Here is a 20063-nt window from a genome sequence, read left to right as displayed (position 1 = left end):
TCATCAATGATGTTCAGGGTCCTGAACTTGCGCTTATTGGTCAGTACGTCGCTCATAAAGTCCAGAGACCATGTTTTAAGCGGCCTTTCTGGAATCGATAACGGTTGCTTTACCCGGGCTGGAAGTCGTCTCCTGGTCTTTCTGCGACGGTTCATCCCCAAGAGTTGATACACCCTGCGGATTCGTTTGTAGTTCCACTTCAGTCCCTCATGTCGGATACGTGAATAGTAAAGGTCCTGTCCTTCGGTTGGATACCGATCGGCCAGCTCTCGGAGCTTCGCTATCGTTTCGCTGTCGTCCTTCCTGTTCCTGTAATAATACATCGACTTCGGCAGGTTGACAACCTTGCAGGCCCTGCTGATGCTGATCTGGTGCATAGAAATAACATAAGCAGCCATATCCTTGCGCTGGCAGGGCCTTAGAACTTTTTTGATAGTACGTCCTTGAGGATCTTGTGGTCCAGGGCGAGGTCCGCATACATCTGCTTGAGACGGCGGTTCTCTTCCTCCAGTTCCTTCATACGGCGCAGCTCTTGGCTGTCCATCCCGGAATACTTCTTCTTCCAAGTGTAAAAGGTTGCTTGGTGGACACCCAACTCCCTGCAGATGTCCGAAGTGCTTTTACCCGATTCATGTTGCTTGATCGCAGAAACAATCTGGCTCTCGCTGATTCTTGTCTTTTTCATTGTACTGTTCTAAGTTACGAATTTTCGCGTTTCAGACAGTCCGAATTTTCGGGAGGGTTACACCTAAACTTGTAAAGTTAGGTCTTTCAACAAGAAAAAATACTACTCCAATTAAAAATAATAAACCTATAAATAATACATATAGGTTATAGAAAATATCCATAATTTCCAGGTCAATAAAATAATAATACGGTTAGTCATTAGAAACATTCAAAACTAGCGTTTGTTAGTTTTGATATGCTGTATCTGCTTCAGCAGCTATGTTAGTTTGTAGCTCGCTAGAGCTGCAATTATCTTCTATTTTTTAAAAATTCTACTCAGAACTAAATCTAGTAAAGTTATTTTGAGACACAAAAGTGATATATTTGTTTTCTAGATCAATTGTAAAATCAAAATCTAATTTTTTATCACTATCTTGAGTTAAATCATCGCATCCATAATAGTAATACACCGAATAACAAAGCTCAAAATTACCTTCTAAGGTATTCAAATTAGCGTTCAATGTCTCCAAAGTATAATCTGAAATTTCAGGTGCTCCATGTTCAGATTGATCTAAGCTAAGCATGTAGTTTAGAATCATTCCTTCAACATTTTCACCTGTAGAACTTTTTTTAGAAAAGTCCTTGATTATATTTTTAATAAATTCATAAAATGATTCTTCATCAAATATTTCTTCCTCATCGATAATTGTATTAAAGGATTTAATTAGTTCAACTTGATCATTAGATAATGCCACTTTGAATTCTAGAGGTGTTTGTTCCATCTTATAATTATATTTGTTATTAATCAGTTAGTCAATAAAAATACACCCAAAACTAGCAAGCGCTAGTCTTGGTATACTGTGGCTGCTTCAGCAGCTAAGTTAGTTTGTGGCTCCCTAGAGCTGTTAGTATTATCTGCTACCTTCACCTGCCCATTCATCAGCATCGGCATGAGATGCAACAAGGCAGGTATCTTCACTCTCGAATCTTCGTTAAATTTCATTAATAGGTGTATGGTTTTTTACTCCTTAAAGATATCTTTAATTAATAAATATTACTAAATATTAATGAATAAAAATCAACATTAATCACGTATAATATATACGGGAACCCGTAATTACACATCTTTAATCAATAATATTTATCTTTATTCACTATTAATTATACAACCATAATATAACTATACCTAATTTTTTAAAATGAAATTTTACTGTATCAAACAACTAGAATATTCACCTGATGGAGTAATATCAAAATATAGAACAAATATCCAATTAGTTAGCCTACAACAGGGCAGTGTAGATGGAGAGTGCGGTCCACATTCAAACAAAAAACCTTGAAAACATTTAATTTTCAAGGCTTTATATTATTTTACTAATATCTAATTTTATCCAATTATATACAACTACTTCCCAATACAAAAAGTATTACAGGTTGATTTTCAGCGAATTAATTTTTAAAAAGTACAGATTAAGTACAAACTATTAAATGTTTATCCTATAAATCCCTTCAATCTTTTCATCTTCAAATGTTTTGATAGCGTTATTATGGTAATTTTTCAACCATACATATTTCGATAAAACACTATCTTTAGTCTTAGATGCTTCTGATACCTTTCCGTCTTTATTAAGTTGTTCAATCTTTTTTGTAACGACATCTGTATGATATATTATAGCATCTCTGTGATGAGTGAAAAAATTATGATATAAAGCCATGTTTTGAAAATCTAAGCCGCCTTGAAGGCCGATTCTAACCATCAATCGAGCGTAATCAAAAAACATTATTTCCTCTTCTTGGGCAAATATGGTCGGAATACGATAAAGTCTAGCCGAAAGAAAATTAATCGCCTCAATAAGCGGTTGATTCTTTTTTATTTCATCTGAAATTACAATTCTAGGATATTTAGCTATTCTACTTTCTAATTTATAAGCTTCAATTATACCTGATCCGACTGCAAAATTTCCATCTATCTTTGCGTATCTATTAGATATACCACCTCTAACAAATATTTTCTTTTTTTCTAAGCAATGATATAGATACCATTGCAACCGTAGAGCTATTATAAAAAATGAATTTGCGGAATGAAGATAATATAATGCATCGGAAATTTCTGTATTCAATTCTTTAGGTTTATATGTAATAACCAATGAATCTGAAATCAATGCGTGCTGAATATCGTAATATTCATAAATATTAAAATTGGACTTCTCATACCCTCTACGCATATCATCGTTATCTTGTTGTCTAAAAATATCAGCATTTTTCGACATGAAGGAAATAAACTCGTCAGCATGTTTATCAGATTCTATCGTGCCATTTATTTCACCATACCCCAGCATATCTATAAAAAGTGTCCATTGTATTAATTTCATATTATTTCGTTAACTTAAAATAAGTGTACATAATTATCTTTATACATATCGATTTTAAGATCGCAAACTATACTAATTTTCAAGGAGTTTGTAATCCAAGTATCTTCAAACAACCAATATTTATCATGAATATCCTTGCGTTGTTCACACCGCTCTCGTTCGCTGCATAACCATCACGTATAATGCTTATCAAATCAAATTTAATACGACATTTAGTTTTTTTAGAAATTATAAGATAACTGGCAATCTCACGCCCAATTTGTACACCTTATGATAAGCCTTAATTTCCTGTCGTTCCCGATTAATGGTCTGTAAGTTGAAATCCTCGACCCCATTATCCATATCAGGATATATGATTAAACAATCAATATTTATATCATCTTCCACTTTAAGTTTCTTTCTGACTTTGTTTAAGCGTGCATAGCCAGCGACCTGCCGTATGTCTTGATGTAGATGCCCTGCCTTATAATGCAACTTATACTTAGCGTCTATTACCATTCTAAACTCTGCATGTGAAATCAAAATATCTAGTGCATTGCCGTAGGTCGCAAATTGATAATTTATCTCTTTCACTAAATCGGAATTATCTTTCACCATTTTACTATACACATACAATTCAAATAATCGTGGCATATCAATCCAAAATGGCGGAGTCAATATTTTGCGATTGATCGTCTTAGTTATATTGTAAGCAAACTTCTTTAAAATAAACCCTCCAGTACGTACTGCATCCTTATAATCTGCATAGAAAGGATTGTATTTAATCGATTTTATTTCTGACTCTTTGATATCTGTCGAAATTAGCTCGAATGCTGGTCTACAATAATTAATAGCATCTTGAATAACATTGTAATTCTGTGATAGTAGTTCCTTATGATTCTCTACATAACTGATCACAAACTGTAATACCTTTTTCAAAAATCTATTTTCCAGATGATCTTCACCAAACACTTGGTATTTGCAAAAGGTACTGGTGAATCTGTTTTTAAAAACGTTTTGTTTGATATGCTGCCCCACTAAAATCTTTCCTTTTACTCTATTACTGAGGTTTTCTCGTACTTTATAGTAATTCTTCTTCAAACCTTTGCGAACAATAGACTTCAACGTTTGTAAAAAGCGTATAATCAAGAAAGGAGTTAATTTATCATCTTTCTGTTCAATAGAAATCTGCTGAGAATCCCAGTCAATCTGAACTAAATCCTTAATCTCTCTATTGCTTTCAGAAATAGATGTTACCTGCAATAGCATATTTAAATAATCCAGCTCGTAGTGTTTGTCTTGAAACTCTCCTTTGCTCGAATCTAAATTATCGTCCTCATCTTCTAATTTTCGGATAAATAATTGACTTGTAGCATGATTGATTTTGGGTTCGACATACAAATATCGACCGGTTTTCCCTAACCAATCTATCCCGATACAATAATCAGCTTTTAATTGATATTCAGCTTCCCTCTTCTCAAATATATATCGATGACTGCTATTATTGAATAGCTTAGAACGCACTTGATCAAATCGTTCAAAATCAGCGACTCCTAAAGAAAGTCCGTCAGCTGAAACAACAAGATTATCTTCCGATTCACTCAGACGGATATAAAAAGTCTTATGTTCAAATAATCGAATACCCATTAGATTGACGGATTCAGCGCTTCAATTTTCTGTTTGATATTATCTCCTATCAAAACGCCATCTTTGACATATTCGAATAAAATAGGTTTTATCTCATATCGCAAACGAATAGCAATACTACCGCCTTCTTTAGATTTGTCAATGAAGTACGAATGCCCCAATTGAACATCTTTCTTTTCAAATTCGGGGGATAGGTTAGTGTCAAAAAGTTCTGAAACTTCATAGAATAATTGCGAATCAAATACAATTCCATCCTCTTCAGACAAATCTTTTGGTAAGACATCCACGAAAGCAAAACGCCTACGTATTGCATAATCAATATGTCCAACCGAACGATCAGCTGTGTTCATCGTTCCAATGATATAAAGATTGGGAGGCAAAGTAAGTTTATTCTCACCTTCAACAGCATACATGCTTTCAACAGCTTCACCTCTGTATTCAAATGCGTAAATCAATTCGCCTAGCACTGAGGAAAGATTCGCGCGATTGATTTCATCGATAATGAGAACGTAGTTTTTTAAAGCGATTTCTTGTTTAGGTAAATCGGTTTTATTCGATGAACTTTTGAATGAGTAATATTTTTCAGCAATTTTGATGAAATAAGTAGCGTGTTGTCTGGTCAGTTCCTCCAAATCTGTCATTTTTTTAATGTCCTGACGCTCTTTAGCTCCTGAATTAATAATCTTTTTTAATTCGGAGAATTTCATATTCAAACCTTTGCTATGAGCAACCCAATTATCACCTTTATATTTAAATCTTGTTTCATCTGCCGAAAAGAGATAGACAGCATCAGTAATATTGTATTTATGATCTTCGCTCTGTGCTATTTCCTCTTTGAGATAGTCTATAAAGGCATCGAAAGAATCTTTTTCTTCTAAATCTATTTGTGGAGTCAATGATCCCAAATAATTGTCTAGTGCCTCTTTAGCAAACTTTCCTAAAGTTTTATCCTCTGCTTCATATATTATCCCGTCACCATCTGCGCTAGGTTTAGAAACAATCCCTCTAACAAAGTCTTCATAGGTGTAGCTTGGATGAAATTGTAGTAATTTTATTTCTGGATGTAGTGTCTTCGCATCATCTATATAGCCAATCCTATGGTATATCTTTTGTGCCAATGCTACAGCTATATCTTTCTTAGCATTAGACCACCTTTTCTGTGAATAAGCTCTGATAATGTTTTCGTGATCAACCTCTGTTCCACCAGTTAGAAGAATACTATTAAAACCTATTGAATCAACACCCTTATTAAGCACGGTATCGCCTACCTTTAGAACTTCTAATATATGTTTTTTTAATATGTTTAATGGCTTTGCTTTTTTGACAGAAAACTCATATGGCACAATTAATCGCTCAGCAATTTCCTTAGCAAGCTTCGTTTTTCCGGTTCCCGGAGGACCTTGTAAAATGATCTGCCTCTTGTATTTCAAAAGGTTTACTATACCAACCATAACATCCCCTTTATATTTACTTATTATCGATTCAAATTTTTCGAGGTATTCCTTACCCTTGACTTGGACTATCCCCTGTTGTAATGGATAATTAAATCTATCTTCTTCTCGTAGATTTAGAAATTCTGCTTCGTAAATAAAAATATTTTCATCGAAAGGAATTTGAAGTTCTGTGAATTCTCGCTCAAATGCTTTAAATTCCAAAACGCTTTTTCTTTTTGATCTTATTCTTGCAATATCTAAGACAGTATGGCCATCAGTAACAAATAAATATTCATCAACAGCATAATCTTTGTCTTTCCACCCTATGACAATGTCGTGTTCTTTGATAAAATCGTAAAAAAGTGGAGTTCCTGATCCCCATCGACATCCTAATTTCCAAAGTGCCATAATTTACCTATGATTTACACTGTTTTCTAAATATTCCAATAATTCGCAGAGAACATCAATATCTCGAGCGATTGCATTGTTCAGGAAGATAAGTGTTTCATTAATTTCATCAAAGTTTAAACGAGACTCCTCGTATTTATACGGTAGAAATTCTTGCATACTAAGTGAGTTATTATGAGCGAGTTCATTCCGGTCCAAAGAGTTTAATTTAGAATAAACATCTAGTAAATATTTAAATGAACTGGACTTTTCTATTCCATTAAACTCGGATTTTACTTTGCCCAACAATTTTTGATTAAAATAAATCTGCCTTTTCCCGAAAGGTTTCTCGAAATTGAAATTGATAAAGCTAGCTACTCGATTCCAGTAGGCATAGACTGCATGAACAGTGGATTCAACAAAAAAAGCGTATCGATGATTATATTGATTTGGAAACCCAATCTTTTTGCTCCTTAGTGAATCAAAGAACAAACAGTTTTTCAGTCCAAAATGAATCTGACTACTCAGACCTTGAATCTCATATAAAAAATGATAACCATTTTCCTCCATATTTTTATCAAAAGCAGATAATCGAACTATTCTATTCCAATATGAATTGGGATAATACTTATCGTCTTCTGTCAACAGGTCTGTAAGCGAATATTCCTCTTCAAATTGGGACAACGATTTATTGTATGATTTTAACCAATCTATATTATCCATAATTTAAACTAGTTGCTTACGAAGTTTCACAACGAGATCTAGTATTTTTTCTGTATCGATTTTAGAGAATTTTTCAGCTTTTGTCTTATATCCTTTTTGCTCGATCTCCCAATTTTCCATACTAGCGTAAATTTCGTCTATTTTATCCGTTCCCAAATCATTCATTATTTTTAACACAGTATTAAACAATTCTATCTGATTAGATTTTTTTCCAATAATTGGTAAAGAATAAATCTCTAAAAGCTGTGTAAGTGATTGTATATAATCTTTATAGACAGGATTCGAAAAAGCATCTAATACGGTTGTTTTTTGTTTTGGTTCTAAACAAAGTACTTTTCCTTTTTCTGTAGATTGTGTCGTTAAATATGGGTTAGATTCCAATTCCAATCTTAATTGCACAGAAAATGCACCGTGATTAGAACTTTGGTACGAATACGGAAAAAAAGAAGATTCTTTATGGTAAAGATGATCTAAATTATATGCTGTTTTCTGCATAATGACTTCACCATAATTGATACCTAAGTTTTGCTTAAACATCATCTGCATCAATGCTAATTGGATAGATCTATCCATTTGAACGGATTCTACCGCCGCCATTTTACTTTCAAACGCTTCTTTTAAAACCGCTTGCATCAGCATATTGGCATACTGCTCACTTTGGGCTATTTCTTGCTCCAAAGCCATATATTTTACCATTAAACTTTTTACTTTTTCTACAATAGCTTGTTGTTCGCAAAGTGGTGGCAATGGAATCATGGTATTTAAAACCGTAGATCGACTTAATTCCGTTTGTTTAGTACTTCCTGATACAATAAGGTTATCTTGGATCAGTTTCGATGATAAATGAAATAAAATGTAACTTGATGTTATTGATGGCATAAATCGAATTACAGCAACGTGAGAATCAGCAACTATTTTATCATAATTCGTTTCGTTTACAAATTCTATTAGTCTTCCAACAGTTCCATCTCCTGTTGAATTCCAAAGTAGATCACCATTTCTTAAAAATCGTTCTTCTTCATATTTATCCAAAGTCTGTTCATCAATAAATCTTGCCTTATGAAATTCAAATTTATTCCATTGAACACATTTCTGAGAAATAACGGGAACCGAACTATAATCTACATACTTAGGAGATTTTCCTCGTTGTACATATTTGGCAATTTCTCCCAACCTAACCCATACCCAATTTTCAGGAATTTCAAAAGGTGTTTCTTCTTTTGAAATAGGTGCTAATTCTTTTTCTTTCTTTATTTTTTTCTCTTTGATGAGTTTTGCTTTTTCGGCTTTGATGCGTTTTAGCAATTCTGAAGCTGGCTCAACATTAGGATTTTCAACACGCCAATTTTTTGTCAATTTGCCTTGTATGGCTTCTTGCAAAATGGCTTGCTTTATATTTTCATAATACTTTTTTTGGATTTCAATTTGAGATGAAATTTCCTTTGTTTTATCATAGTCGGACAAAGCATTATCGATTGCTAAAAACAAATCTTCATATCCTTTTACTTTTTCTCCAATCGAAATACGAACAACATCATTCTGAATGTTGGTGTTTACTTTTGGTACAATCAAACTTTTCAATTTCTCAGCATTCACACTTGGTCTAAACTCTCCTTTGTTTAGTGAAACAATTTGAGACCAATAGATGTAACTATTTAAAAACAAATTAATGAATTCAGGATTGTTTTCATTATTGGCTTGTATTCTAATCAAGTAGCCTGCGTAAATAGCATTTTTTGGTGGATTCGAAATTAAAAAACTTTTCCCTGTTGTACCTCCAGTTCTTGCAATGAGTAAGTCATTATTATGCAGCAAATAAGTTTTCTCATCTGTACAATCACAATAAGGAACATCATTCCAATTGACCTTACCATCAGTTATATCACTTATTCTCAAAAATTTATTATTTCCACTTTTTAAGGCAGAAGCATTATAACCATATTGAGTACCTGAAATTAGGTGTTTTAATTTTGTGGTAGCATTATACTTGTCAAATAAATACCTAAGAATTATTGTATTTCTAATTTGATGTTTTATTTGAACTTCATCCTTTAAAAAAGTTAGTGGTACAAATTTGAATTTCAAGCTCATTTTACTAAATCATTTAAAAGGTTTGATATAGTCTTTTGACTTGATTGAATTTTTTCTACTAATTCAATTCTTGAAAACTCGAATTCTTCTTCAATTTCGTGGGGATTCTTAATATCCAAATCCCAGTCTTTTAAATCTTTTACATTTACTTTCCAAGCTTGTTCGTTTTCTTCACGGTTGTTCCACCATCGTATCAACGGTTCAAACTCTTCAAATTGTATGGGTTTGGTTTTGCTGTAACTTTTTTGTCCTTCGGGCAATTTGTGTTCATAATACCAAATATCCTTGGTTTTACTTCCTTTTTCAAAAAATAATAAATTGGTACTTACCGTAGCAGGGAAGAAAGTACTTTGTGGCAAACGAATGATGGTGTGCAAATTACAATCGGTCAATAATTTTTCACGAATTCGGGCTTTTACACCTTCGCCAGTGATAGAGCCATCGGGCAACACAATCGCACATCTTCCGTGTGGTTTCAACAATTGCAACATCAATATCACAAACAAATCTGCCGATTCTTTGCAACGATAATTGGCAGGAAAGTTGGTTTCTACACCGTCAGCAATGCTCGCCCCAAATGGCGGATTGGCAAGAATGACCTCCACTTGGTCTTTTCTGCCAATGCTATTGTATTCTACTTTTAAACTATCTATATAATGATAATCGGGCACTTCTATTTCGTGTAAAATAAGATTGGTCAATCCCAATACAAACGGTACCGGTTTAAATTCCCAACCTGTAATACTGGTTTGTAAAATGCGTTCGTGTTCTACGGTTTTTACATAATTATCCCGAACGTGGTCTATGGCTTCGGTTAAGAAACCAGCGGTTCCCGATGCTGGATCTAGTACACGTTCACCCAATTTTGGGTCGGTCATCATTGTCATTAATTTGGTAATAGCTCTTGGTGTGTAATACTCGCCTTTGTTACCAGCATCACGCAATTCGACCAAAATGCTTTCGTAAATAGTTCCGAAAACTTGCTTATCTCTTGAACTATTGAAATCAATCTCATTAATTTTATTAACGACTTTTCGCAAACCATACCCACTTTTCATATAGTTATTCGAACTCTCAAATACTTCCCTTATAATATTAGCTCTTTTAGGATTCGATGTGCTAAATAAATTACGTAGTGTCTCGAACAATCCTTCATCGCCTTTATGGTAAGAATTTATAAACCGTAACAAATCATCACCAGTAATCCCCTCAGGGTCAGCAGCCCAATTCCTCCACTGAAATTTTTCAGGGATAACAGACCTATAATCATCTCTTAATAATTCAAGTTCTTTATCTTTATCGTCAACAATTTTCAAAAAGAGCATCCATCCCAACTGTTCTAATCGCTGGGCGTCACCCGAAATGCCTCCGCCACTTTCATTACGCATTATATTCCTAATGCTGGTAATTACAGCTCCTATATTTGCCATTATGCTATACTATTATATAATTCTGTTTCTAATTCTTTTAAAGCCAGCAAATATCGTGATTTGCCACCAAATGCATTAATGAGTTCGATGGGTGTTCCCAGTTTATTTAACGGGTCTAATTTTAAAACTTCTGTGCTTTCGATAGTTAGCAGTCCATCTTTTGCATATTTATCTAACAAACTATTTAAAACTTCTTGTGCTTTTTCACCATATTTCGTGAAATAGTTGCGTTTTTTTACATTGTTGGCTCTCTCTTTTCGTGTTAAAGGTTTGGCTTCAAAAGCCAAATGGCAAATCAAATCGAAGGGGTCAAAATCTTTTCCTACTTCCTCTTTTAAAGCATCAAAGAAAATACCTTGCTCTTCTAGCTCTTGGATTATCGCTTCTTTTTTTTCTGCATTGTTCCAACGTAATAAGAATGTTTCTAAAGTTTGGTATTGTTTGGTAACATTTGACTTTGTATAATCCTTTAAACTTTCGGTAATAATTTTTCCGTCAGCTCCAAGATATTGTACACGTTCATTTACGATTTTGACTTGCACGCCATCTACTCTAATTTTTTCTCGTTTGGTATTATCCTCGATTTCTCCGCCACCTTCAACTTCGGGGAAATCTATAACTTCGCCATCTAAAATATCAGTAATAGTTTCATCCGTTGTTTCTTCTCCTGCATCACTTAAATCCTCATCTTCATTTACTTGTTTTATCATTACAGGATCACCATCAAAATCTGGGTCTGCAAACAAATTGGTAACATTTCGGAAATCCATAATGGTAAAATATGTTTTTCCGTATTCTTCGTTAATTCGAGTGCCACGACCAATTATCTGTTTAAATTCTGTCATTGAACCAATATTGCTATCCAAAACAATGAGTTTGCAAGTTTGAGCATCGACACCTGTTGTCATTAGCTTTGAAGTAGTTGCAATAACAGGATAGCGTTCACTAGGATTTATAAAACTGTCTAATTCTCTTTTTCCTTCTTCATTATCTCCTGTAATTTGCATTACATACTTATTGTTTTGAGCAAATAAATCCGCATTGGCGTTAGCCAATGCAGTACGCATTCCTTCTGCGTGCTCAATATCAATGCAGAAGACAATAGTTTTAGCAAATCTGTCGTAACCTTTTAGAAATTCTGTAATCTTTTTAGCTACTAATTTCCTTCGTTCTTCAACGATAATATTTTTGTCAAAATCTGTTCGGTTATAAATTCTATCTTCAACAGGATTTCCATTTTTGTCTAAAAATCCTTGTGGTGGTCTCCAGCCTTCTGCATCAATGTCTAATGTGATTTTCACTACTTTGTATGGAGCAAGAAAACCATCATCAATTCCTTGTTTTAAGGAATAAGTATAAATCGGTTCACCAAAATAGTCAATGTTAGAAACTTCGGTTGTTTCTTTTGGTGTTGCTGTCAAGCCAATATGAGTAGCATTATTGAAATATTCAAGAATTTCTCTCCATTTGCTATCTTCTTTTGCACTTCCTCTGTGGCACTCATCAATAATGATTAAGTCAAAGAAATCTCGACTGAATTGTTTATAAGCGTCTTCTGATTTATTGTCAGACAACCCTTGGTACAATGCTAAGTAAATATTATAAGCAGTATCAATTTTTTTATGTTTGATGATAGTTAGCGCATCTTTGAAATGTCTGAAATCTCCGCGAGCTGTTTGGTCAATCAATGCAGTTCTATCCGCTAAAAACAGAATTCTTTTTTTAACACCACTTTTCCATAGCCTATAAATAATTTGAAAAGCGGTATACGTTTTTCCAGTTCCTGTTGCCATTACTAAAAGAATTCTGTCTAAGCCTTTGGCAACCGCTTCAATCGTTCTGTTTATGGCAATTTGTTGGTAATATCTTGGACTACGTCCGGAGCCGTCTTGAAAATAATCTTGTTTGGCAATTTCCTCAACTTCTGTAGTTTCAATTCCTTTATATTTTTTGTATTTCTCCCACAGGATTTCGGGACTTGGAAATTCGTCTAATGTTATTTCTTTTTCTATTGCTCCGTCGCTAGCTGTTTTGTCATGAAAATAGAAGCCATCTCCATTGCTGCTGAACGCACAGGGAATGTCTAAAGTATTGGCATAATTAAGAGCTTGTTGAATGCCACTTTTTATGCTATGTTTATTGTCTTTTGCTTCGATAATAGCAATCGGAACATTGGGTTTGTAGAATAGAATATAGTCTGCAAATTTTCTTTTTCCTCTTGCGGTCAATTTTCCTTTTACGTAGATTCGACCATCCGTAAAGAAAATTTCACGCCCAATTTGCGTTTGCTCATCCCAACCTGATTTTAAAATCGCAGGCGTGATAAACTTTGCTTTTATGTCAGATTCAGATAAATCCGTTTTATGCATATCTCAATACTTTAAATTTGACCGTTATGTTTATTCTAACCACATATAATCAATTAAAACAGTTAATTAAATCTCCTCTCAATCTCCTTGATTCTATCCAACAACTCATCCCATTTCAAACTCTTTCCCATAATCATGTTTTCCTGCATAGTCTTATAATCTGCTTCCCACTTATCCATAATGTATTCTGGCGGTATAATATCCAATTTCCCTTTGACGTGATTAGAATAATCCATCCCTCTTAATGGCGTAACTGTTTTCCGATGCTGAACGATCGTATTGAACAATGCATCATCAGCAATAGCCATTTCACCATATTCAGCTTTCATAATTCGATCTAAATCATATAAATGCCTGGTTAATCGATCCGTCCTAATCTTGTCGACCGGTTTTGAAAACTCTTCGTGCAATAATAGCACTTTCTCTATAAACGTACGCGTTGGGATAACCACCTGAACATCAAATGAAGGCTCAGTAAAATCAAGATCACTATAATGGTGGTCAAGAAATGATATTACGGATTTTGTTTCAAACGGCTCGGTTAGTGATCTCGCCCCCATTTCCAGAAGAACCCGTTGCTGAATATAAACATTATCCATTGGGACAACGGTTTGGTAATGGATCTCCAATGTATTGGGATCGCTCGTATCATCTATATGATCGTTATACCTTATTTCATATAATTTCCGATCGATACCAAGTTGATCCAGTTGAGTTATAAGCTCCTCGCGGAATTGATTAATAATAAAACCACCAGAAGCCTTCCTCAATTTTTTTATTTGAGATTTAGAGTCCAATTGATCAAATCCCAGCAGATGACGATCAATGATCAAATCTATATCTTCCGAAAAACGGTCTATCAGATTATATGCCTTACTCAAGGACGTGCCACCTTTAAAGATGATGGAATCTGCATATTTGGACTGAAAAACGGCTTTTAATATAACACATACCCACCAATCCTTCTCCACCACAAATGCTGGCAATCCAACTGCATTTTCAACTTGCTCCAAAACCTGAAGCTTTTGTTCATCGGCTAGATTTATCCACATAGGTCAAGACTGATAAAGATTATTGATTTGTTTCTGAATCCATACGGGTGCATATACTACTTGATTTTGCATCACTTTCTCATCTAACTTTTTCACAGCATGCTTGATCGTCTCTAAAAATTCTTCTGTAATCTCTTGTTGCCCTTTCTCCTTAAAAGCCTGCACAATAAGATGTAATAACTCATCTTTTATGGCAAAACTTTTGGGAACAGTTCGTTTAAATTTGATGGTTCGATTTCCTATTTTCACTTCACGTTGCGAGCCGTCAGTCAGGTACACTACCTTTAATGGCACTTGTGTCGTAAGTCCTAGTAAGTACAGTGCCATCACACCTGTTGGAGCAATTCGAGCTTTATCTCTTTTGGCAATTTCCTTTGCAATCTCTCCGATATTAGGATATATCGTACCTAGCAAAGGATCTTTCTTTGGCTTGATATAGATACCATGAGCCAGTCTTTCAATAAGGCCATCGTTCTCTAAACGAGAAAGTATTTTTCTAACATTATCAGAAGATCCATACTTTATAAAATCATCAGCAAAGAACAGTACTCCTCTCTGCGCTTTTACAAGTTTAATTTCTATCTGATTTTTAGATGTTTCCAATTTTTTCCTCTGTTTCGTTGTCACAAATTTAATAAATATTTGTGACAATACACCCGGTATTTGTGATTAAACACGTTAAATGAAATTATTTCATGAGCTCGTTGCACTCGGTTTGAATAGCCGTTAGGCATATTTATCTTTGCATTGATGCATTTAACAATACTTTTAAGTTTATAACCCAACCATGTCTCGATCAGTAAGAAAAACCAAAATATTCGGAATCACTACAGCTGAAACAGAAAAACAAGACAAAAGACGGTGGAATAGAACTTTCCGGAAGGTTTCTAAAAAACTAATCCGTCTAGAAAACGATGCTCCAACTAAAATCCACGGTGTTACGAACGTTTGGGATGGCGCAAAGGATGGAAAGCAGTATTACCGCGGTGCTACAAAAAAAGATATGCGGAAATAGCTTTTTTGTAGCGTTTATCACCCGAAAAAACAGCCATAGCCATCATGATCAATTTCGTCCAGCAATAGTTGGAGATTTACATTTTCAGGCTTTGGTTCATAAGCCTCCCACTTACCCGATCCACGCATCCAATACAGTTTCCATAATTTAGAAGATTTTACAAAACGAAGCTTTGCAAACGGTAATTCTAAAATATTTGTTGGATCATTCCATTGCGGTCTGATCTCAAACAGGAAAGCCGTTTGCCCATCCCACGAATACCCAAAATCCAATTTTTCACGTATCTTTTCCTCCTTGGGTCGCCTAGCTTCTACAAAATTTTTCAATTGCACTTCCACCATGGAAATGGGTTCTTTATTATCCCTCATCGGCATATATTTAAAATTTTGGGTTGGTTCTTCATTTCATACCAGTCATCCAGTACAGAGGCATTGACAAACGTAGTTTCTGCTTCTGTAGAGGTTCCGTATTCTTCGTGGATATGGCCGAAAATATGAAACTTTGGTTTTACCTGTTCGACACGCAAAAGCAAATCCTCACATCCAGTTCGGTTTCCATAAACAGTTTCATCCAAAATACCAAAAGGAGGGCCATGTGTAATCAACACATCTATATCATTTGGAATCAAGTCCCAATGCTTCTTAATTTCACTACCCCGATTACGGTTAAAAGCCCAATTGTTGAACCACGGTGTAATGGGTGAACCCCAAAATTTGACACCATTTATCTCAATACTAGAATCATTCAAGTAAATGATTCCATCAGGGATTACGCTAGATATCATATCAGAATCAGCCTGTTCAAAAAAGAAATCATGATTTCCTGCAACAAATGTTTTGTGTGTATGCGTTTGTTCCGCAAACCATTCCAAAAAATCAACAACCTGCTCTTTTGTTCCTCCTCGAGTAACATCACCAGCATGAATAAAAACATCTCCATCAGGAATTTTTAAGTCTCGATGTTTACCGTGAGTATCTGAAACAGCTACTATTTGCATATCCAAATTTATGGATTATACGCTAAGAGACAACAAAAAATCACCGATATGTTCATAAATCCACATATCAAGATCATTTAATTATTGAACAAGATAGCGTACGCTATCGTATTGGTTAGATTGAAATTGCAACCTTCATTTGACCACAGAGCTTCGATAAATTTATTGATAATGGTACTGCATTAAGAATTAATTTCCAAAAGTCACAACCTTAAACATATTAAGGCAACAGATCACCATACTCGCAGTCCAATATAGTTTTCAATTTTACAAGCATATTGAGATTATACTTGGCTCGATCTTTTGAACTTTCCACATGACCAATGAACCCTGTCGACACATCTAACAGGTGCGCTAACTGTGCTTGTGAAATACCTCGTTCTAATCGAAGTTTTTTCACACTCTCAATTAAATAGATTTCTGTTTCTGTTGCGTGGGGCTTTTTGTCCATCAACGCAATTAAGAAAAGAAAGAAATCAAAAACACCGCTACATGTAACAGTATTATTTTATATATTTGATTTATGAAATGGATATTTTGGTTTTTTGTTGTGAACTTCATTAGTTTCATAGCGCTCATGAAGGGTGTGATCGGTGGCGAAAGCAACTGGATTGGGGTAATAGTTGCATTCTCCGCTTGGGGACTTTTTATCTGGGCGATTGCCTCTAACCAAGAGAAAAAAAGAAAATTAAGAAATAGGGAGAAAATGTTAGATGACTACCTAAGACAACAATTGAGAAAATAACCTAAAACTATATATGATGCGAAATACTATTTTTGGCATATTATGCCTTTTTGTTGTCATGAATATATCTTGTAAAAAAGACGATAAAAATGACATTGACAACTCCATGAGGAAAAAAGCTGTTGAGTTAAGAATTACCTTCGGTTCAAATTATGCTACCTATGGTGTTAATTTCGGGCTACAAGTGGCGAGTATTGATGGTGGTCTGAATAACAGCTTTAGATTTGACGGCATTACTTCAACACCATCCATCCTAAAGGATGCTTCAATAACTCATCAAGCTGAAATGTCACCGATCAGCAGTTCCAGCCAAAGTATTAAGACATCAATGCCCGTTAGCACTTTTTCCATTGCCACAATAGCGGCCAATCTGACCGAAAATTCTACGCCACTAACGGCTAAGTACGAATTTTACATTGATGGTAAAAAGACAGCAGAAAAATCACTTTCATTTCAATCAAACGATTATGCCGCCAAAGTTCTCATTTTTGACGTATCAAATCCTTCCAAACTTACTGAAAACTAAGCGATAAAACCCTACACAATATCATTGTAACATTATATATTAATATATTGTTACAATGATATAATTATATAATGATAGCGTTATATAATTATATACTGCTTAACGTTTGAATCTTCTTTTTCTTCGCTTTTCGTCTTCATCTACCTCGTCACCGCCAATACTACCAAGTAAGCCACTAAGACCGCTAATAATGGTACTTGCACCAGTAGAAAATTGATTAGAAACTGTTTCTTCAAATTCCTGTTCTGTTTCCTCATTGTTATTAGCTCGTTCAGAATGGGAGTTAAATCCACTTTTGCCTCTGTCTTGGAAATTGTTTCCATCGTTCGATGCAAAATGAGTTGATTCTTCGTAATATTGCTTTGAATTTTGACTATTTCTAGTATTCCGATTTTCAACTCCTCGATCTCCTTGGTTAAGTAGATCCTTAAATCGCTCTCTTGTATCACGGTTTGTTTCGCCAATCGCTTGACGGTCTCTGCTTTGTTCATATTTGAGCTGTTTTATTAGATTTGACCATTTAAATTGATTGCCAAGTTTTTGACCTTTTGCTATAAAACCATCCACAGAAATATAAGTGATCCCCGAAACTCGTCCTGTGCTTTCGGATTGATTAAAGATCAGATGGATGCCGTTCTGTTTACATTGGGTAATAAAATCTTGAATATTATTTGATTTTGACAAAGCATCTTTCGTCCGCACCTGCATCAGCATACGGTTTGAAAGATTGCCCGTTCGTTGTATCATTTCCAGTTCATCTTTATTTGGCGCCCGATCTTGTGCTTCTTTTGAGGATCGAACCGTTTCCAAGCCATATTTTCGTTCGATTTCACGGCACAGCTTCTCGCTACGCTGATAATTATTTGAGTCACTGACTAATTTTGTTTTTCCGGTTTCGGGATCAATTGAAAGCCGATGTAGCAACAGGTGAACGTGGATATGCTTATGGTCTTCACCATCGTTATGTTTATAAAGCAGAAACAAATGATCATCACCGAATCCCATTCCTTTTTTATAATCATGTGCAATGGACTTTAGCATGTCATTGGAAATTTTATCATTCTCCGAAAAGCTCAGAGCAACGTGATAACCGTCGTTGTTCATTCGGTTACTGTGTAAACTATTAATCATATTGATTTCCTGCAAAACAGCTTCCCTATCTGCATTAAGGAAGTTATGGTCAAGTAACTCTGCTCGTTGGGTCTTGTCAGGTAGATTTAGCTTCTTATCGTTGTAGTTGAATGCATCGGTGAAGCTGTGAACTTTTTGGATAGCGATCATGACTTGCGAATTTTGTTCTTAATTATATCCAGTAAATCTGTGAGTTGTTTTGCGATCTCCCAATCTATGTTTGTTATTCGACTTTGATGTATTGCTTTGACATATTGATTGTAATTTGCTGCCAGTTTTCTCAACTCATAATAAGTCTGAATGTCGAGTGCTGGGACAGCTGCATCAGGTAATTTTCCTTTCATTAATAGCATCCTGAACACATCGGGAGCGTGTACATTACTAATGCGGATTATCCCTTCAAGCTTTTGTTTCTCTTTTAAATTCAAGCGGACTTTAACTTCATAAATCCTCTTTTCATCAGGATGTAATTTTCTACTTTTCATAACTAAACAAAGTGCAGTTTGATGATAGCAAGCGGACAGGTAGGCTTCCCGTAGGAGGCCCTCTGTCCATGGCTTGCTATCCTAATTCTTAATATGATTTGCCTTCCTTTTCAAGATACTCTGCGACATCTTTATAATCGGAATAAAACGGATTTAAGGGAATCACTCGATCAGCAAAATTCTCAACAAGAACTTTTAAAATATCACTGCCAGCTGGGTCATTATCGGCTGCCGAATAAATCGTCAAATAATTCGAAGATTTGATTTTTTCGATTAATCGGTCACGCATGGAAACACTATTAAGGATTATATAATCATTACGATCTTCCATCTTTGGATATAGTGTTAAAAGCGCCAAGAAATCACTCCAAGATTCTGTGACTACCACACTCGTACTGCCTATCAAAAAAAAGGTGATGTCTTTGCAGACAAGACATGTTTTTATACGTACAAATTCTTCTGTTCTTTTCTTTTTATATTCGTAACTGACCTCGTAACCCTTGCTGGCATTTTGAAAACCTACTCCAAAGAATGAACGTCCGTCAATCGTGTAATTGATCTCGACAAGATACTTCGAGTAGAGGCTTGGGCTTATTTTGCGCTTAGCCAAATATTGTACTAATGCCGGATGTTTAATAGGATGAATAGACGTAATTCCGTATCCAATAGATTTTTTTTCTTTTTTCTCAGCAATAGTTTCACTATATAGATTTTGCTGGGAAAAAGAAAAATTGAAATCTTGTAGCAGTTCAAGTGCTTTGGGGATTTCGCATTGATAATAGGCACAGATATAATCCACCACTGTTCCCGAGATACCGTTCCCGTAATCGTAAAAGGTGTTTAACTGGGAATTATACGAAAAGCTTGGTTTTGATTCAGTCTGTCTAAAAGGCGAGATAAACCAATAATATATTATGCCTTTATTATTTCTCGTATATGCCTCTTTAAATCCCTGACGATTTAATATATGTAGTAATGATATTTGTTTTGCTTGTATACAATTCATACCTCTAAA

At 34.9% G+C, this 20063-nt stretch carries 21 protein-coding genes and 1 pseudogene; 3 read left to right on the top strand and 19 right to left on the bottom strand.

All coding sequences use genetic code 11. The annotated features are described in order from the left end of the window. From VJ786_RS08335 to VJ786_RS08275, 13 genes and pseudogenes are all read right to left on the bottom strand, one after another. Nucleotides 1-377: pseudogene (locus VJ786_RS08335) on the bottom strand (IS3-like element ISLbl2 family transposase); the annotation flags it as partial. A gap of 41 nt (nt 378-418) precedes the next feature. After that, entirely contained in the window at nt 419-685 is a 267-nt protein-coding gene (locus VJ786_RS08330) for a transposase (RefSeq protein ID WP_185218669.1), read from the bottom strand. Between the two features lie 313 nt (nt 686-998). Further along, entirely contained in the window at nt 999-1448 is a 450-nt protein-coding gene (locus tag VJ786_RS08325) for a hypothetical protein (protein WP_336557617.1), read from the bottom strand. 62 nt (nt 1449-1510) lie between these two features. Then, nucleotides 1511-1645, bottom strand: coding sequence for a hypothetical protein (locus tag VJ786_RS08320; protein WP_336557616.1), 135 nt, complete (start codon nt 1643-1645; stop codon nt 1511-1513). A 505-nt stretch (nt 1646-2150) separates the two neighbouring features. Further along, nucleotides 2151-3038, bottom strand: coding sequence for a hypothetical protein (locus tag VJ786_RS08315; RefSeq protein ID WP_336557615.1), 888 nt, complete (start codon nt 3036-3038; stop codon nt 2151-2153). A 228-nt stretch (nt 3039-3266) separates the two neighbouring features. Next, the gene (locus VJ786_RS08310; protein WP_336557614.1) at nt 3267-4664 is read right to left on the bottom strand and encodes a 5-methylcytosine restriction system specificity protein McrC; all 1398 of its coding nucleotides are present in this window, start codon (nt 4662-4664) and stop codon (nt 3267-3269) included. Continuing rightward, nucleotides 4664-6505 carry an AAA family ATPase gene (locus VJ786_RS08305; RefSeq protein WP_336557613.1) on the bottom strand — a complete coding sequence of 614 codons (1842 nt, stop codon included), beginning with the start codon at nt 6503-6505 and terminating at the stop codon, nt 4664-4666. Before VJ786_RS08305 ends, VJ786_RS08310 begins: the two co-directional genes overlap by 1 nt. A gap of 3 nt (nt 6506-6508) precedes the next feature. Further along, complete coding sequence (locus tag VJ786_RS08300; RefSeq protein ID WP_336557612.1) at nt 6509-7207, bottom strand: hypothetical protein; 699 nt, start codon at nt 7205-7207, stop codon at nt 6509-6511. 3 nt (nt 7208-7210) lie between these two features. Further along, nucleotides 7211-9298: a restriction endonuclease subunit S gene (locus tag VJ786_RS08295; protein WP_336557611.1), complete on the bottom strand. Its 2088-nt coding sequence runs from the start codon at nt 9296-9298 to the stop codon at nt 7211-7213. After that, nucleotides 9295-10728: a class I SAM-dependent DNA methyltransferase gene (locus tag VJ786_RS08290; protein ID WP_336557610.1), complete on the bottom strand. Its 1434-nt coding sequence runs from the start codon at nt 10726-10728 to the stop codon at nt 9295-9297. Before VJ786_RS08290 ends, VJ786_RS08295 begins: the two co-directional genes overlap by 4 nt. Then, a complete protein-coding gene (hsdR, locus tag VJ786_RS08285) occupies nt 10728-13097 on the bottom strand; it encodes an EcoAI/FtnUII family type I restriction enzme subunit R (RefSeq protein WP_336557609.1) in 2370 nt (789 codons plus the stop codon). The genes VJ786_RS08290 and hsdR overlap by 1 nt, the downstream gene beginning before the upstream one ends. A 62-nt stretch (nt 13098-13159) precedes the next feature. Next, the gene (locus tag VJ786_RS08280) at nt 13160-14149 is read right to left on the bottom strand and encodes a nucleotidyl transferase AbiEii/AbiGii toxin family protein (protein ID WP_336557608.1); all 990 of its coding nucleotides are present in this window, start codon (nt 14147-14149) and stop codon (nt 13160-13162) included. A 3-nt stretch (nt 14150-14152) separates the two neighbouring features. Then, entirely contained in the window at nt 14153-14752 is a 600-nt protein-coding gene (locus tag VJ786_RS08275) for a DUF6088 family protein (RefSeq protein WP_336557607.1), read from the bottom strand. Between the two features lie 184 nt (nt 14753-14936). On the opposite strand from VJ786_RS08275, the gene VJ786_RS08270 reads away from it, so the two are divergent. Further along, complete coding sequence (locus tag VJ786_RS08270; protein ID WP_336557606.1) at nt 14937-15164, top strand: hypothetical protein; 228 nt, start codon at nt 14937-14939, stop codon at nt 15162-15164. A 17-nt stretch (nt 15165-15181) separates the two neighbouring features. Here VJ786_RS08270 and VJ786_RS08265 read toward each other — a convergent pair whose 3' ends face one another. The 3 genes from VJ786_RS08265 to VJ786_RS08255 form a co-directional block, all read right to left on the bottom strand. Continuing rightward, nucleotides 15182-15532 carry a DUF3024 domain-containing protein gene (locus VJ786_RS08265; RefSeq protein ID WP_336557605.1) on the bottom strand — a complete coding sequence of 117 codons (351 nt, stop codon included), beginning with the start codon at nt 15530-15532 and terminating at the stop codon, nt 15182-15184. After that, a complete protein-coding gene (locus VJ786_RS08260; RefSeq protein WP_336557604.1) occupies nt 15529-16161 on the bottom strand; it encodes a metallophosphatase domain-containing protein in 633 nt (210 codons plus the stop codon). Before VJ786_RS08260 ends, VJ786_RS08265 begins: the two co-directional genes overlap by 4 nt. Before the next feature lie 220 nt (nt 16162-16381). After that, nucleotides 16382-16612: a helix-turn-helix domain-containing protein gene (locus VJ786_RS08255; protein WP_336557603.1), complete on the bottom strand. Its 231-nt coding sequence runs from the start codon at nt 16610-16612 to the stop codon at nt 16382-16384. A 72-nt stretch (nt 16613-16684) separates the two neighbouring features. On the opposite strand from VJ786_RS08255, the gene VJ786_RS08250 reads away from it, so the two are divergent. Continuing rightward, nucleotides 16685-16906 carry a hypothetical protein gene (locus VJ786_RS08250; protein ID WP_336557602.1) on the top strand — a complete coding sequence of 74 codons (222 nt, stop codon included), beginning with the start codon at nt 16685-16687 and terminating at the stop codon, nt 16904-16906. Between the two features lie 13 nt (nt 16907-16919). Next, entirely contained in the window at nt 16920-17432 is a 513-nt protein-coding gene (locus VJ786_RS08245) for a beta-barrel fold lipoprotein (protein WP_336557601.1), read from the top strand. A gap of 99 nt (nt 17433-17531) precedes the next feature. On the opposite strand, the gene VJ786_RS08240 is transcribed toward VJ786_RS08245, so the two are convergent. From VJ786_RS08240 to VJ786_RS08230, 3 genes are all read right to left on the bottom strand, one after another. Then, nucleotides 17532-18713, bottom strand: coding sequence for a relaxase/mobilization nuclease domain-containing protein (locus VJ786_RS08240; RefSeq protein ID WP_336557600.1), 1182 nt, complete (start codon nt 18711-18713; stop codon nt 17532-17534). Then, a complete protein-coding gene (locus VJ786_RS08235) occupies nt 18710-19048 on the bottom strand; it encodes a hypothetical protein (protein ID WP_182498529.1) in 339 nt (112 codons plus the stop codon). The genes VJ786_RS08240 and VJ786_RS08235 overlap by 4 nt, the downstream gene beginning before the upstream one ends. 88 nt (nt 19049-19136) lie before the next feature. Continuing rightward, a complete protein-coding gene (locus VJ786_RS08230) occupies nt 19137-20054 on the bottom strand; it encodes a DUF8464 domain-containing protein (protein ID WP_336557599.1) in 918 nt (305 codons plus the stop codon). Nucleotides 20055-20063 lie beyond the last annotated feature (9 nt).

This window comes from Sphingobacterium tenebrionis, from assembly GCF_037126265.1.
Classification (GTDB): Bacteria; Bacteroidota; Bacteroidia; order Sphingobacteriales; family Sphingobacteriaceae; genus Sphingobacterium; species Sphingobacterium tenebrionis.
This window is presented reverse-complemented; position numbering and strand designations above follow the sequence as displayed.